The following is a 16533-nucleotide window of genomic DNA, read 5'->3' as shown; positions in this document are numbered from 1 at the left end:
ATGTTCAATATGACAGGTAGTTTTAATCAAGATATAAGCAACTGGGATGTTGGTAATGTTACCAATATGTTTGGAATGTTTGAGGATTCTCAGGTTTTTAATCAGCCATTGGATGGTTGGGATGTATCCTCTGTGACAAATATGGAAGGGCTTTTCCGGTCTGCCCAGATGTTTAATCAACCAATTGGTTCGTGGGATACGTCAAGTGTTGAGAATATGGCCTCTATGTTCAATATGACAGGTAGTTTTAATCAAGATATAAGCAACTGGGATGTTGGTAATGTTACCAATATGTTTGGAATGTTTGAGGATTCTCAGGTTTTTAATCAGCCATTGGATGGTTGGGATGTATCCTCTGTGACAAATATGGAAGGGCTTTTTCGGTCTGCCCAGATGTTCAATCAACCAATTGGTTCATGGGATACGTCAAGTGTTGAGAATATGGCCTCCATGTTCAATATGACAGGCAATTTTAATCAAGATATAAGTGGGTGGAATGTTGCCAATGTCAAAAATATGACAAGCATGTTTGAAGGCTCTCAAGCATTTGATCAACCTCTTGCCGATTGGGATGTGTCCTCTGTGACAAATATGACATATATGTTCAATGGAGCAGCGAGTTTTGACCAAACCCTCGAGAATTGGAATATTGGACAAGTGACGTCAATGATAAACATGTTCTCAGGCACAGTACTATCACAAACCAATTATGACAGTACTCTGATAGGTTGGGCCAATTTGACTACCCTACAAAACAATGTTCAATTTGATGCCGACAACAACGAATATTGTATAGGAGAAATAAGCAGGCTAACTTTAATTGAGGAATTTAATTGGACAATTAATGATGGTGGGAAGAATTGTCCATTTATCACCACTTGGAAAACTGATAATCCTGGAATATCTGAGGACAATCAAATTATTATTTCAACATTTTCAGGGGAAATCTATAATTATACAGTGGATTGGGGGGATGGTTCATCAGATTCTGGTGTTACCGGAGATATAACACATACTTATGCCCAATCCGGAACATATCAAGTGTCTATTTTAGGTGATTTCCCTAGAATCTTTTGGGGATACAACTTAAATGCTCCTGAAGGGGATAATTTAAAGTTGATTTCAATTGATCAATGGGGCAGTCTCAATTGGACTTCTATGGATCATGCTTTTATGTTATGCAGCAATATGGATGTTTTGGCTACGGATGTTCCAGACTTTTCCAATACTCAAGATTTAAATAGGATGTTTTGGGGATGCTCCTCTTTGCAAGGGAACGACAGTTTTAATTTTTGGAATGTAGAGAATATAACTGAATTAGTGGGTACTTTTGGCAATACAATCCTTTTCAATCAGGATATTGGTAACTGGAATGTTTCCAACGTGACCAATATAAATGGAATGTTTGCTGAGGCACGTTCTTTTAATCAAAACCTAAATACTTGGAATGTGAGCAATGTTGTTGATATGGGCGTTACTTTTGGGTATGCGTCTGTTTTTAATCAACCATTGAACCAATGGGATGTAAGTAAGGTCACCAATTTTAACGGCACATTTTCAAATACTCCATTTAATCAGCCACTAGATAATTGGGATACGGGTAATGCACAAGATATGTCAAATATGTTTGCCGATTCAAAAGTTTTTAATCAAGACATCGGAGGCTGGGATGTAAGCTCTGTATCCAATTTTGGAGGTATGTTTATCAGAACAGAGATTTTTAACCAAAAAATTGGAAAATGGGATACCTCAAGTGCAGAAGACATGGTAATCATGTTTGCCGAGACAAAATCGTTCGATCAGGATCTTTCAGGCTGGGATGTTTCCAATGTTATGCATATGGATGGGATCTTCTCGGAAGCGGGACTATCATCTGTCAATTATGATAAGACACTTTTAGGTTGGTCTGAGCTGCCAAATCTTCAAAGTGATGTGATTTTTAATGCCGGAAATAGCAGGTACTGCGAAGCATCAGACGCTCGACAACTTATTATGGATACTTACGGTTGGACCATTAACGATGCTGGTGAACATCCGCTTTGCAATCAAGACAATGATTCTGATGGAGTGCTTGACCATAAGGATGTTTGTTTAGGGAGTCTGCCCGGTGCTGAGGTAGATGCCAATGGATGTGATATAATACCAAAAGATGGGATTAAGGTTAATGTGCTCACTCCAAGTTGTGTGGGCAGTTCTGATGGATCCATAAAAATTAATATGGATGTTTCCGGTTATTTAATGGATGTGTCTGTAGTTGGGGAGGGTGTTTCCAATGAGATAAATGATGTTGCTTCAGCAATGGGTGCTGATATCAATGGGTTGGCTCCAGGCAGTTATACGGTTACCGTTACTATTCCTGAGATACTTTTTGAACAGACTTATGGAATTAAAATCAATGAATTGGGTGCGGTTACGGGTAAGAGAACTTTACTTGATACAAACTCCAGAACAGTTACTTATTCTGTGGCCGGAAGTAAAACCTATAAGGTCATGGTCAATGATAGAATCATGCACTTTGAGTTTAAAGATTCTGGTGAGCAGACCATATCTCTCCAAAACCTGAATGGTAAAATTGAAATAGCAATTTTAGGAGAAAGTGATTGTCAAGGAAAAGTGAGCGATAACTTTTTTATGGGTAGCGACATTCAAGTTTTTCCTACGGTTACATCTTCAACAGTAAATTTTTTTACTAACCAAAGGCAATTGAATGTTAAGGTGTTCGGTGTTGACGGAAGATTGATTAAGGAACAGAGTTATAACCAAAACGAGAAAAGTATGAACGTTTCGTCCTTGGAATCGGGATTGTATTTTCTTCAAACGGAAATAAACGGGCAAAAAGAGAATATTAAAATCGTAAAAAAATGAGAAGGCTTAAGATAAAATTATTTCAATTCGCGCCAATGCTAATGATGGTAGCGCTCTTTTCCTGTGGTGGAGGTGGTGGTAACGGAGAAGAACCGCCTGAGGAAAAAGCTCAACCTCCTGCAAAAGCAGTTGGAACATTGCCGGCTAATGGTGAGCCTTGCTCAGATTATGAAGAAGTTTCCAGTAATGATAGTAAAGTGCTCATTCCTTTCAAATGGAATGCCGCACAATTGGCACAAAGTTATACACTGGTGGTTATGCAAGGGTCTACCCAAGTGTTTGAAAACTCTTTGTCCGCTTTAGAAGCCAAAGTAGAGTTGGATAGGGCCAAAACGTATTCTTGGTCCGTAACTTCTGCAAACGCGGATGGTGAAACCAATGGTGACACATATTCGTTTACAACACCGGGCATTCCAGAGAGTAATTTCGCACCATATGCCGCTGCGATTTCAATAGAATTTAACATTGAAAACTCAGTAATGACCATTTCTTGGGTTGGAAGCGATGAGGATGGCGATGAGTTAGTATATGACATTACCGTATGGGAGGGAGATACAATTATGGTTGAAGAAAATGATTTTGAAGCAGTAGCCATAGATCCTATAGCTTACACAGACGGGGAGAAATACACTGTGGAAGTTGTATCAAAAGACCCATCAGGGAGTTCTTCGATATCCGTCAAAGAAAATGAGGCTCCCGAATAGTTTTTCTTTGACATTTTTTATCTTAACCCTATCTGTTTGGTTTATGTTACATCTATTGCATCTAACCTGCCAAGAAGATTACAAGTTAATTTTTGGAAAAAGTATAAACAAATGAAAATGGTTTACAGGAAACAGGGAAAATTATATTTAGTTACGTTATTATTATTCAGTTACTTGGTCAACGCTCAAGAAGTAACAGTGATGACGTGGAATATTTGGCATGGGGGATTACACGGAAAAAAAAGTGAACAGTTCAAAAAAGATACCCTGAACACCCAAAATGTTCTAAAAGTATTGAAGAGCTATGAACCAGATGTGCTATTAATGCAAGAAACCTATTGCTGCGGAATGGAAGTTGCCAAAGAAGCGGGTTATCCATATTCATGGCGAGGTAGCTCTAATCTATCTATTCATAGCAAGTTTCCAATAGTGGACACTTTAAACATTTATAAACCTTTTAATAGTCAAGGTGTAGTTGTGGATGTTAAAGGAAAAAAGGTGCTGTGTTTTAATATTTGGTTGGATTACCTGCCTGACACTTTTAATCAATATCCTACGCATAGCCCAGAGCAAATGATTGCTGAGGAGGAACCTACTAGGGTAAAAGAGATTAAATCAATTTTGGAAGAGGTTAATAAAATTGGTGATGAAAAAGGCTATCCAATTATTATAGGTGGCGATTTTAACTCAGCTTCGCATTTAGATTGGGTCGAAAGCACAAAAAAATGGCATTTTGGAAAAGTGGTGAAATGGCCAGTTAGTAAAGTAATGGAAAATCATGGGTTTGTGGATTCGTTTAGAGAGTCCAATCCAAATCCTGAGGATACTTTACATTTTCTATCAGATGATGTGATTTCTGATCGCATAGATTATATATATTATCGTGGCGATAACATTAAGAGTAATGCTTCCAAGATTGTTTTGGAAGACCCTTTGGGAGGTTTTTTTAATTCTGATCATAGAGCTGTACTTACACAGTTTTATTTGAGGGAATGACAATTTTCACCTATTCATATAAAATGACTGGTACGATTAAAAAATACGTTATGTATGTTTTTTGTTCACTGGTGCTTTCCAAAGTAAGTTTCGGTCAGGATAACACGATACTTCTATGGCAGAACAAGGTGCCAAATCAAAATCAAAGTCAAGAAGTAGAGTCACAAAATAAAGATGATATATTTTGGATTGAAAACGTTCAAAACCCCACTTTGGAAGTGTTTTTGCCCGCTAAGAGAAACTCAACGGGTAAGGCCATTATAATTTGCCCTGGTGGAGGGTATCAAGGCCTTGCCTATGATTGGGAAGGAACGGATGTAGCCAAATGGCTAAATTCAAAAGGAGTGGCGGCCTTCGTGTTGAAGTATCGATTACCGGGTTCAAAATCTATAATTAATAAAAGTATAGCGCCTTTACAAGATGCTCAAAGAGCATTACGTCTGGTTAGATACCATTCCGATAAATGGAACATTAAGAAAAATCAAATCGGAATCATGGGTTTCTCCGCAGGCGGTCATCTTGCTGCTACTCTTGCTACGCGGTTCAATGCCAATCTTTCTTCCAAATATGACGAAATTGATGATGAAAGTGCAAGACCAGACTTTACGATTTTAATTTACCCGGTAATTACAATGAACGTTCCATATACACATGAAGGTTCAAAGAGGAATTTATTGGGGGAAAATCCTGATAATCAACTGGTAGCTCTTTTTTCCAACGAACTTCAAGTTACTGAAAATACGCCTCCAACATTTTTGATTCATACTTCGGACGACGAAGCTGTACCGGTTGAAAATAGTATACTGTTCTATAAGTCCTTAAGAGAACATAAGGTTCCGTCGGAAATGCACATATTTCCAAAGGGAGGGCATGGGTTCGGTTTAGCGTTAGGACAAGGATACTTACAAACTTGGACGGAAAGGCTTTCCGATTGGATGGACAATTTGGATAACCAAAACTAATAGAAACTCATTTGTTCTAAGTAAAAGATAAAGACTCTCCATTTTCATCAGACTTTGTAAAATCGCTTTATGCGCAGAGACACATATTGATTAAATATAGAATGATGATTTTAATATCTAGTGGGTTTACGCATGTAGTATCAGGTTTTTTCATATGTCTTTATTGATATGACCGTTTATCTCATAGGGTAATAATTTATAGACCCGACAATTGTTTCCGTAAACACTTATCGGCTAGAACCTCATTATAGATGGTTTTTGGTAACTATGGTAAAGGTTTTTACCTAAACGGCTATGAGAAAAATCTTCAAAAGTTTATTTTCTTCCACCGGCGTCACCATAGAAAAAGAAGTTCAAACCGTGGCTTCGAAATATGAAAAATCTGGGTTGACGTTGGCAGAGGCAGTTGAGATTAAAAAGGAAATCGAGATAGCTTTTGAACTTGACAAATTGTATAAAGGTAATTCTGTAGGGTTGGCCGATCTCTCTCAGTACATTTGCAGAGACAGATACAAGGTGTCACAGGTGCTAAATGAGTATATGTTCAAAAACTTCTACGCTATACTCAATCAATACCGCATATCTGAGGCAAAGGATTTATTGCTTTCCCATCCATCCTTAAGTGTTAAAGCCATAATGTATGAAGTGGGTTTCAACAGCAAGACCAGTTTTTATAGCGCTTTCAAAAAAGAAACCGGATTGAGTCCGAATGACTTTCGGAATTTGACGCTGTTTGCCTCTTAAACAAAAAGTATTTACCCTATTTTGATTCTTGCTCTTACTTCGACAAATGCATTAAAGAAAAAACCTGTCTTTTCTTTTTTTTAATGTTTATTGTTTGTATATCAGTGGTTTATACTTATTTGTCTTTATTGTCATAAAGCTTTTGACATAAGTACTCTTGCCAAAAAAAGTTAAAAAGAGTTCTTCCCGTTGGGGAAAGATTATTTATAAGTGCATCCCGTTTTAAAAGTACTTGTCGTGATAAATCTTCTAGTTGTTTTGTTGTGCAATTGTAAAGGTAAGGCGGTGAGAGGCTTTACTACCTATAAATAATTAGACTTTCCATTAAAGTTTTGTTTTCGTACTAGGGAGTATTATTTGAATTAGCTATCAAAACATCTTCTCCCGCCTACCTTTCTCAGTTGCGCTAACTCATTAATTACTAACAAAACTTTTAGTTCTATGAAAGTAAAAAAGCTATTTGGGACATTAGTGCTGGCATTATTTTGTGTAGCCTTCATGAGATCTCAAGAAAAAACAATTACAGGTACCATTGTAGATCAAGTTGGTATTCCCTTGCCTGGGGTAAATATCGTGGTTCAGGGTACCAGCGTTGGTACGCAATCGGATTTTGATGGTAACTATGCCATTTCGGCCAGCCCGGGTCAAACATTGGAATTTTCCTATATCGGGCAAAAAACAATAACACGGACCATTGGTGGACAAAGTGTTATTGATGTTCAAATGGAAGAAGATGCCCAAGCTCTCGAAGAGGTTGTTGTTACAGGTAACGCCTCTGGTAAGTCCTTAAAAGAATTGAGCTTTGCCTTGGGACAGGTCAAAAATGAATTGCTGGAAAATGTACCGGCCACCTCGGCGGCGGCGGCACTTCAAGGTAAAATTTCGGGTATTTCAATTTCTTCTCCAGGTGGACAGCCGGGAAGTAATGTGGCAATTCAGTTAAGAACGGCAAACTCCCTTGCAACCGGTCAAGACCCATTGGTAATTGTGGATGGCGTTATACTCGAAGGAGGATTGGCTGATATCAACACTGAGGATATTGATAGAATAGAGGTTGCAAAAGGTGCAGCTGGTGCTTCTTTGTATGGATCACGTGCTGCAAATGGTGTAATCCAAATTTTTACCAAAAGAGGTAAGGGGAATAATAAAATCAATGTAACCTATAGAAACGAACTAGGGTTGAAAGAGATAAACAGCAAGTATGATTTGTCTACAACCCATAGGTTTAAATTGACAGATGATGGATCGGCATTTGACCTTTCCAGTGGATCTCGTGAGGTTGATGATGATGGTTTGAGCGATAACCGATACCCCATTAGTAGTATTTTTGATTACCAAGATGAAATATTCACAAAAGGAGTTTTCAACACACACTATGCTTCCGTTTCTGGTGGGGATGAAAAGACTAGATATCTTTTTTCTTACCAAAGACTTCAAGATGAGGGAATCTATGTACTGGTAGACGATTACAGACGTGATAACTTTAGATTAAATCTTGATAACAACCTATCGGATAAGATCAGTTTAAAAACATCGTTGTTTTACAGTAATTCCAACAGAGATGCCGCAATTAATTCAGGTACTACAGTGGGAATATTGTTTCCTGCCTTGATTACGGAGCCAATTTATAATTGGAATGCAGTGAATGAGGAAGATGGGAGTCCGTATAATTTTGACAGTAATACATTTGATCCAAACATCAAGAATCCGTTGTATACATTGGCAAATAATGATAGAACAGAGAAAAGAAACAGGGTTCTTGGAAATATTTCATTGGATTACAGAATAACACCATGGTTGAAATTAAATGGACAGTATTCGTATGACTTTGAAAACAACTCTTTTGAAGACTATATTCCAAAAGGGTATTTGTCAGATGATCCCGATGGTCAAGCCCAGAATATTGGATTTATTCAACGATCCAATTTTAACGGTAGAGCTCAGAACACTAGATTCAATGCGTTGTTCTCTCCTTTTGATGTGGATTCAGATTTCAACTTAGCATTGAGGTTGAGTTACCTTCACGAGCGTTATGAAAGTGAGTTTAACAATTCAGAAGGTTATAACTTGGCCGTTTCTGGTATTCGCTCTTTGGACAATATCTCGGATGAGCCTTCGGTTTCATCGCAAGCGCAAGAAATACTGACAGATAGTTATTTTGTCATTGCGGATTTTGATTATAAAGGAAAATATATATTCAGTGGTGTTGCCAGAAGGGAAGGTTCATCTCTTTTCGGACCAAACACCAGATGGGCAAATTACTTTAGGTCAAGTGTGGCCTATCGCTTAACAGAGGATATTGAAATTCCTGGAATTCAGGAACTGAAGCTAAGAGCTTCCTATGGTACTGCGGGTATCAGACCTACCTATGAAATGCGTTTCGAAACTTTCCAACTTAGGAATGGCTCACCATCGAGGGCAACAATAGGTAACAACGACTTAAAGCCAGCCAAAACAGGAGAGCTTGAGCTAGGTATAAACATGAATTTCTTAGATCGTTTTTCGTTCGAATTCAATTATGTAAGAGCGAAGACCGAAGATCAGATTCTTAGGGTACCGCTATCTGCAGCAGCTGGATTTAGTGCACAATGGAGAAACGCAGGTGAGATAGATGCCACAACTTATGAGGCGTCATTAAACGCTAGTATTATAAGGAGCAAAAATGTTTCGTGGGATTTAGGTATTGTATGGGACAAATCTGAGCAGAAAATCAGCCGTTTGGATGTTCCTGCATATTTAACAGGTCCGGGAACCCAAGAAACAACTCTCTTTAGAATTGAGCAAGGGCAGAATTTTGGGGTAATGTATGGTAATGAATTCATAAGGAGTTTGTCTGACTTACCAGCGGGATTAAACCCAGGTGATTATGTGATAAACAGTGATGGTTATGTAGTAGATCAGGCGACTGGTGAAACCCCCGTAAGAAGATCCGATGCATCAGGCAATGAGTTCTTTGTGATTGGAGATATAACTCCTGATTTTAGAATGGGTATCAATACCACCTTTAATTATAAGAACTTGTCTCTTTATGCCTTGGTCGATTGGAAACAAGGTGGGGATATTTACAACAAAACCAAACAATGGTTGTATCGTGATGGAAGACATACTGATATAAATAGCGGACTTCCATATAATTTCTATCAGGGCCTTTACAATGTTAATTTACCTAGTTCCGCCTTTGTGGAGGATGGTACTTTTGTAAAACTAAGAGAATTGTCCCTCTACTATACTCTTAAGGGAGAAACATTGGGCAATGTTGGTAACTTTATGGATTCTGTAAGGTTTGGTTTGGTAGGCAGAAACTTATTGACGTTTACAAAATACTCTGGTTTTGATCCGGAAATCACACACCAACCAGAATCCAACAGGGCTAATTTGACGACTCGTGACACGGACGGTATTGGAAACGACCCCAATACACCAGGAGGAGATCCGAACATCTTTAAGGTAGACAACTTTCCTTATCCAACTACCAGAACGTATAGCTTCTCCGTTCAATTAACATTTTAAAAAAAATAGAAATGAAAAGATTAATTCGTAATAAAGTTCTATTTCTTGGTTTTTTGATTTTATCCTTTTCATGTACCGAGGAAATAGACAAAGTAGTAAATCAGAACAATCCAGATAGGTCGCAGGTATTGGCCAATGGATCTGACTTGATAGGTATAGTCAGCGGTGGCTTTGTAAGCTGGTGGCAGGCAAATAATAGAGACCTTTATCCAGCGGTCGCTGTGGCCGGGGATATTGCAACATGCTCTTGGGGTAACTTTGGAATGCAGGTTTTGTCCAATGAGCCAAGAAACCCGATATTGAATGCGGCCTCATGGGCAGATGCAGCGGTCCTCGAACAACCATGGCAAGGAAATTACGCTGCAGTATCTTCTGCTAATGATGTTATCAATGCCATTAATAATAATGGAATTACCTGGGTGGTTGGAGGTATTGACAATACACCAATGGTCTTGGCGGCGGCTCACCTTCTAAGAGGTTTTTCCTATGGTTATTTAGGGTTGCTGTTTGAAAAAGGATTCATTGTGGATGAAAATACGGATATTTCACAGAAACTACCTTTTGTAGGATATGATGAACTGATTGCACAAGCAATTAGCGATTTAGATGCGGTAATTGCGCTTGCAAACTCAAACTCTTTTGAAATTCCAAATACGGTGATTAATGGGGTGTCGCTTCCCACGGATGACTTGATCAAGTTGTGTAATTCATTTAAAGCTCGATTTATTGTGCAATCTGCGCGCAACATGGACGAAACAAACGCAATTGACTGGAATGCCATTAAAACATATACAGAAAATGGAATAACGGAGGATTTCGGACCTACCGGAGACAATGGAATCAGTTGGTGGAACAACGCCAATGTGTTGATGGATTCTTCGAACGGTTTTGGAGCTTTTGGCGGTAGATTGGATATGCGATTGGTGCACTTGCTTGACCCGAATCAACCGGAATTCTTCCCAGCGACCTCTGGGTCTACTTTAGCAAACCCTGAAATGACTACTGATGACGCTAGGGTTGGAGATGGTAGGGATTTTGAGTTTAGGTCGGATATCCTTTTTAGAGCAGAAAGAGGAAGATTCCATTTTTCACATTATTTCCATACCAGAAATCTGTATGATGAGGGCTTTTCCGATGGAGCGGATGCCAAACAAATAAAAACCTTTATGTTGGAAGACAATAGGTTATTGTTGGCAGAAGCGAAGGCAAGGATGAACGACGCTACTTCTGTGGATGATGTCAACGCGGGATCAAGAGTGACTCGTGGTGAGTTGACTCCTTTGGCTGGCGGAGCATCACAGCAAGAAATATTGGATGCTATTTTTTACGAGAGATATATTGAGTTGTTCAACACTGCTGTGGGAAGTGGTTTCTTTGACAGAAGAAGAACCAACGATTTGCAAATAGGCACGTTTAGGCATTTCCCGGTTCCTGCCACGGAGCTTGAGGTGTTGGAAGAAGAATTGTACACGCTAGGTGGAGTTGCTGCTGACCCAACGGGGACAGTGCCTCATTATAATATTGCTGCAGCACCAGCTAGAACAGACGATACAGATATACCTACCTTTAATTGATGTAATTAAATTCAATATTGGAGCAAAGGGGCTTTTATTATAATAAAAGCCCCTTTCTTTTTAATGATTCCAATAAAAGGGCATGGGTATACGAGTACATTTTTGGTTCAATCCCTTAGTCAAAGTATCTTTGCCAAAATTATATTCATTTGATTGCGACTATTTGTAGAAAGGCACATTTTAACGCAGCTCATAGGCTCCACAATCCGAACTGGAGCGATGAAAAAAATGTAGCGGTGTTTGGGAAGTGCAACAGTAAGTATTATCATGGTCATAATTTTGACCTTGAGGTCAGAATTAGGGGAGAGATTGATCCAGATACTGGTTTTGTGATGGATTTGGCCAAACTTGGGAATCTTATCCACGATGAAGTTGAAGAACGCTTCGACCATAAAAACTTAAACGTAGACTGTCCTGAATTTGCCGATTTATATCCTACAACAGAATATTTTGTCAAGATCATCTACGATATCCTTAAACCCAAGCTTAAAAAAAGTCATCTATTGCATATTACTTTGCACGAAACAGAAAAGAATTCGGCAGAATATGGAGATTGGTAACAATTTTACGATATTGCACTCCATTTTCAAGGGATATTAGCTCAGTTGGTTTAGAGCGCTGCCTTGACAGGGCAGAGGTCACTGGTTCGAATCCAGTATATCCCACAAAACAGGACTTCTTCCATTTCTGGATGAAGTCTTTTTACATTATTTCCCCTTGCTGTTTCGAAACCTTAGGATACATCTTCTGTTTAAAATCTGAGATTTCATCTTTTAATCTTGTATTGGCTTTTTCCAACAGCTCATTTTGATGTTTCATAATGCTCAACAAATCATGCATTGCATTAAGATTTTCCAATTGGGCATAAACCACTTTTTCAAGGTCTGCTTTGGTGTATCGAATACTCATAATTATGTTTTTAATTTCTAATAAAAATCTTTTAACGTTTGTTTATCTCCTTTTAAAGCATTTCAAAGTTATATAAAGATTTTTAAATCTCCTAATAAAGCATATTTTAATGCTTATGACATTTATTTTTCTTAGTTATTTTTATTATAGAATCATTGCATTTAATATGAGTAAGCCAGTTTATAATAGGATTAAAGCGGTATTAGCTGAAAAAGGAAAAACCAACAATTGGTTGGCAAATGAGTTGGATATGAATACCAATACTATTTCAAAATGGTGTAGAAATGATATGCAACCAAGAATTGAAAATTTGTTCCTTGTGGCCACTGTTTTAGACGTAGATGTGAGGGAACTTTTGATTTCAACTAAAAAGTGAATGCTAAAAAGCTTTTCCAGTTTAAATTAACTGCCGTTTGTACATTTAAAAAACAAACTGTTCCTCCTTTAAAGGTTGATTGCACAAGTTTGTGACTTTCCAAACCATTTTACCCGATTCTGTGCTGCCAAAACATAAATGCGATCTCTAATTTCTTTGGGGATATACAAAAGAGCTGTCCCTGCGAATTGCCATTTTGGTATTTTGGAAAGAATGCGTAAAAATCCATTTGAACGGGTATGTTTGCCTTCTTCATCAAAAAGTATGACCGTATCTAGTTGTTGGGTGGGAAACCCATTGCCAATTAAAAGTTGTTGACCTAATGGGGATTGAAAGGCGACCATTTGAAATTGGTTTTTAGGAGCGAATTTTAATAACCATCCTACAACACCATTGCACAGATTGCATTCGCCATCAAAAACAATTATATCTTTCATAACACGAGGGCATTTTTCAATTACTAGGTCGAAAAAAATGCTCTTTCATTATGGAATTATGCTTTATTTAAGAATATTGTATGGTCAGAGTAGTTTTAAAACTCGCTCAAGGGCCATACCTCTAGAGCCTTTTATTAAGAGGGAACCTTTTTTAGGGGGATTGGCTTTTATATATTTTTGAAGATTATCAAATGATTTGAATTTTGCATAGGCGGTTTTAGTATTATAAAAGTTCTCGCCTACAAGAAACACATTGGGAAAATCCAAGACATGGGCTAAATCTACGATGGATTGATGTTCTTTGGAAGCCTCACTTCCAAGTTCAAACATATCACCAAGAATCAGCGTTTTATCCGTACCCTGAATGATTTTGAAGTTTTCCAAAGCCAACTTCATACTAGATGGATTGGCATTGTAGGCATCCAAAATAACTTTAAACCCTTTTTTTTCTATTATTTGCGAACGATTATTGGTGGGTACATAAGATTCTAGTGCGGACTTAATGTCTTGCATAGGAACATTGAAATACTTTCCCATAGTGATAGCAATGCAGCAGTTGGTGAAGTTATAGTTGCCAACCAACTGTGTTGAAATTTTAGCACCCTCAACTTTGATGGTAACAAAAGGGTTGCATTCTGTCAGTTCTATATTGAAGTATTCTGGATCACTGGTGCTGAATCCTATTTTTTTGATATAGCTGGACAGTTTTTTAAACTGTATAGGGTCATCAGCATTTAAGAAAATGTTCTTTTTGTTTGGAATTAGGTAACGATAAAGTTCACTTTTACCTTCAATAACACCTTCAATACCGCCAAAACCTTCAAGATGTGCTTTGCCAAAATTGGTGATATACCCAAAATCAGGTTGGGCCATATCGCATAAAGAAGCTATTTCACCTTTATGATTGGCCCCCATTTCGACCACTGCAAGTTCGGTGTCGGATTGAATGGTCAATAAGGTGAGAGGTACTCCGATATGGTTGTTAAGATTGCCTTTTGTGGCAATCGTGTTGTATTTTTTTGAAAGTACCGCATGTATTAACTCCTTTGTAGTGGTTTTACCATTACTTCCGGTTAAGGAAATCACTCTGGCTTTGCAGTGATTCCTATGGTAAGTAGATAACTTTTGAAGGGTTTCAAGCACATTTTCGACCAGCAAACATTTCTCCGAAACTTTAAATTTGGTGTCATCGATAATGGCATATGCCGCGCCTTTTTCCAAAGCTTGCCCAGCAAACTCATTTCCATTAAAATTTGGCCCCTTAAGTGCAAAAAAAAGACAGTTTTCAGTTATTTTACGAGTATCCGTGCAAGGAAAGGGGTGTTCCAAGAAAATCGAATGAAGTTGTTCCAATGTCATAAATCGAAGATATAAAAAAGCCCTGATGTTAATCAGGGCTTTTCTTTGAATTTTATCTAAAGCTTATTTCGCTTTTTTATGTCGAATTGTTTTGTTTTTGGATTTGGATTTAGACCCAACTCGTGACATGGCACATCTGAATCCGATATCGTCTGTAGCCATATATTGTGGTAAATATCTCCGTTGTGCAGGATCCAACCAAAACGCGCGATCTCTCCAAGAACCACCTTTATATACCCTTACTTCGTCATTGATTAGGGAAGTACGATAGTTAGAGGTGTCATACTGTCTAATTAGTTTGCCAGTAGAATCACGTTCAACCTTATGTTTTGGTGAGTCGTACATTTTTCTATTGTCAGATTCATCGCTGAATCTTTCGAAGAATCGTGAAGAACCTGGGTCACCATCTCGATAACCACGGTTGTCACTTGAGTCAAAATTAGTTCTCAAGTAGGTTTCTTCTTCTGTAACGGGAACCATTTCAATTTCTCCAGGTAGGTTTATCGCAACAATCTTACCGTTCGGGAGTGTATCGTATTTGATTTCATCACGTAAAACCTTCACCTTGCCATCTTCTCCAATGGCTTTCTTCAAGAAAATGTTTCCTCTATAGTAGTTAAAGTCACTGATTTCGTCATCAACAATCGGGCGGTATACATCAGCCACCCATTCTGATACGTTTCCTGCCATGTCATAAAGACCAAAATCGTTTGGTTTGTATGATTTTACCTCAGCGGTTATATCTGCACCATCATCTGACCATCCTGCAATACCGCCATAGTCTCCCTTGGCTTGCTTAAAGTTGGCCAATTGATCTCCGCGACCAACACGCTGTCCGTTACGAGTATAATCACCTTCCCACGGATATTTTTTTCTACCTCTGTAATTGTTGTATTCTCTTGACCCAATTAACGCCTGAGCGGCATATTCCCACTCTGTTTCTGTAGGTAATCTATACTCGGGCATAATAACACCACTGCTTCTTTTCGCAAAGGTGTTTATAGAGTCACGTTTTTGCTTTCCTTGCAATGAGTCAATCTGTCCACCATAAACAGATTCAGGGTTGTTTAGATAGGCTTCTGTGCTAAATGTGCCTCCAATTTCACCGTTTAACACTTGATACTTTGCATCTTGTGCCAAATACCCCTCTCTTTCTAGCATAGCCTCATTGACCCTGTCGGTTCTCCATTCGGCATATTGCGAAGCCTGTACCCAATTAACACCTACTACTGGATACTCCGCATATGCTGGGTGTCTTAGGTAGTTGTTGGTCATGGTTTCGTTAAAGCCCAATCGGTTTCTCCATACCAATGTGTCTGGTAACGCCCCATTATATATATTCCTGTAATTCGGGTTTTCAGGAGGATAGACTGCTTTTAGATAATCCAGATATTCCAAGTACATTACGTTGGTTACCTCTGTCTCATCCATGTAGAACGATTGCACATGTTGCTGTGTTGGGGTGTTGTTCCAATCATGCATAATATCATCCTGAACCTTACCTTTGGTAAAGGTACCACCCTCAATAAATACTGTTCCAGGAGGGGTTTCCTGCTCTTTAAAGTCAGAATTGTACTGAAATCCACCCTCTTTGGCGTTAATTTTCCAACCTGTGGCTCGAGAAACATTTTTTGATGAAGAGGATGAGGAATTTTTACAGCTTGAAAAACTTCCTGCTATAATAGCGCAAGAAAGTACAACTTTGATAAAGTGTTTTTTCATAATTTGGGCTTGAGTACTTTATATACTAGGCTTTTCCTAGCAACTTTAACTTGATTTGATTTTATCTAAAATCTATGTAACGGCTTTAAAACGACGTTTTCTCCATAATATTTTATACCTGAAAAATTAATCTTCGGGTATCATCTACCTTTTTAAACGACATTGAACCGAAATTAGTATGGGATACTCATAGTTTTAACTGTTTTAAACTCCTCTGCACGCAATGTGGGTATGCGAACTTCTTCTTTTTCTAAAGTTTTGCACAAAAAAAGGATATAAATTATAAGAATTGATAATAATGTTCGTTTACATGTAATACGTCATGAACGTATGCTATTTAAAGACGTAGGTTAAACTAAACGCTAAACGCTTAAA

At 38.2% G+C, this 16533-nt stretch carries 13 protein-coding genes and 1 tRNA gene; 10 read left to right on the top strand and 4 right to left on the bottom strand.

Going from position 1 to position 16533, the window contains the following annotated elements:
• The 9 genes from E4661_RS01925 to E4661_RS01885 form a co-directional block, all read left to right on the top strand.
• The coding region (locus E4661_RS01925; protein ID WP_205728912.1) for a BspA family leucine-rich repeat surface protein at positions 1-2865 on the top strand (2865 nt) is incomplete at its 5' end.
• Positions 2862-3569: a hypothetical protein gene (locus E4661_RS01920; RefSeq protein WP_136465124.1), complete on the top strand. Its 708-nt coding sequence runs from the start codon at positions 2862-2864 to the stop codon at positions 3567-3569. The genes E4661_RS01925 and E4661_RS01920, both read left to right, overlap by 4 nt.
• 117 nt (positions 3570-3686) lie before the next feature.
• Positions 3687-4565 carry an endonuclease/exonuclease/phosphatase family protein gene (locus E4661_RS01915; protein ID WP_168796310.1) on the top strand — a complete coding sequence of 293 codons (879 nt, stop codon included), beginning with the start codon at positions 3687-3689 and terminating at the stop codon, positions 4563-4565.
• Between the two features lie 50 nt (positions 4566-4615).
• Positions 4616-5527 (top strand): alpha/beta hydrolase, encoded by a 912-nt coding sequence (locus E4661_RS01910; RefSeq protein ID WP_136465122.1) that lies wholly within the window; start codon positions 4616-4618, stop codon positions 5525-5527.
• Positions 5528-5821: 294 nt separating this feature from the next.
• Positions 5822-6271, top strand: a complete 450-nt coding sequence (locus E4661_RS01905) for a helix-turn-helix domain-containing protein (RefSeq protein ID WP_136465121.1) — start codon at positions 5822-5824, stop codon at positions 6269-6271.
• A gap of 441 nt (positions 6272-6712) precedes the next feature.
• Positions 6713-9781: a SusC/RagA family TonB-linked outer membrane protein gene (locus tag E4661_RS01900; protein ID WP_136465120.1), complete on the top strand. Its 3069-nt coding sequence runs from the start codon at positions 6713-6715 to the stop codon at positions 9779-9781.
• A gap of 11 nt (positions 9782-9792) precedes the next feature.
• A complete protein-coding gene (locus tag E4661_RS01895; RefSeq protein ID WP_136465119.1) occupies positions 9793-11355 on the top strand; it encodes a RagB/SusD family nutrient uptake outer membrane protein in 1563 nt (520 codons plus the stop codon).
• Between the two features lie 149 nt (positions 11356-11504).
• Complete coding sequence (locus E4661_RS01890) at positions 11505-11915, top strand: 6-carboxytetrahydropterin synthase (RefSeq protein ID WP_136465118.1); 411 nt, start codon at positions 11505-11507, stop codon at positions 11913-11915.
• 30 nt (positions 11916-11945) lie between these two features.
• Positions 11946-12020: transfer RNA gene (locus E4661_RS01885), tRNA-Val, on the top strand.
• 37 nt (positions 12021-12057) lie between these two features.
• On the opposite strand, the gene E4661_RS01880 is transcribed toward E4661_RS01885, so the two are convergent.
• Entirely contained in the window at positions 12058-12264 is a 207-nt protein-coding gene (locus E4661_RS01880) for a hypothetical protein (RefSeq protein WP_136465117.1), read from the bottom strand.
• 166 nt (positions 12265-12430) lie between these two features.
• On the opposite strand from E4661_RS01880, the gene E4661_RS01875 reads away from it, so the two are divergent.
• Complete coding sequence (locus E4661_RS01875) at positions 12431-12640, top strand: helix-turn-helix transcriptional regulator (RefSeq protein WP_136465116.1); 210 nt, start codon at positions 12431-12433, stop codon at positions 12638-12640.
• Positions 12641-12708: 68 nt separating this feature from the next.
• Here E4661_RS01875 and E4661_RS01870 read toward each other — a convergent pair whose 3' ends face one another.
• From E4661_RS01870 to gldJ, 3 genes are all read right to left on the bottom strand, one after another.
• Positions 12709-13077 (bottom strand): thiol-disulfide oxidoreductase DCC family protein, encoded by a 369-nt coding sequence (locus tag E4661_RS01870; RefSeq protein WP_136465115.1) that lies wholly within the window; start codon positions 13075-13077, stop codon positions 12709-12711.
• 84 nt (positions 13078-13161) lie between these two features.
• Complete coding sequence (locus E4661_RS01865; protein ID WP_136465114.1) at positions 13162-14436, bottom strand: UDP-N-acetylmuramoyl-tripeptide--D-alanyl-D-alanine ligase; 1275 nt, start codon at positions 14434-14436, stop codon at positions 13162-13164.
• Between the two features lie 63 nt (positions 14437-14499).
• Positions 14500-16158 carry a gliding motility lipoprotein GldJ gene (gene gldJ, locus E4661_RS01860; protein WP_136465113.1) on the bottom strand — a complete coding sequence of 553 codons (1659 nt, stop codon included), beginning with the start codon at positions 16156-16158 and terminating at the stop codon, positions 14500-14502.
• Positions 16159-16533 lie beyond the last annotated feature (375 nt).

It is taken from the genome of Flagellimonas onchidii, from assembly GCF_004804315.1.
Taxonomy (GTDB): Bacteria; Bacteroidota; Bacteroidia; order Flavobacteriales; family Flavobacteriaceae; genus Flagellimonas; species Flagellimonas onchidii.
This window is presented reverse-complemented; position numbering and strand designations above follow the sequence as displayed.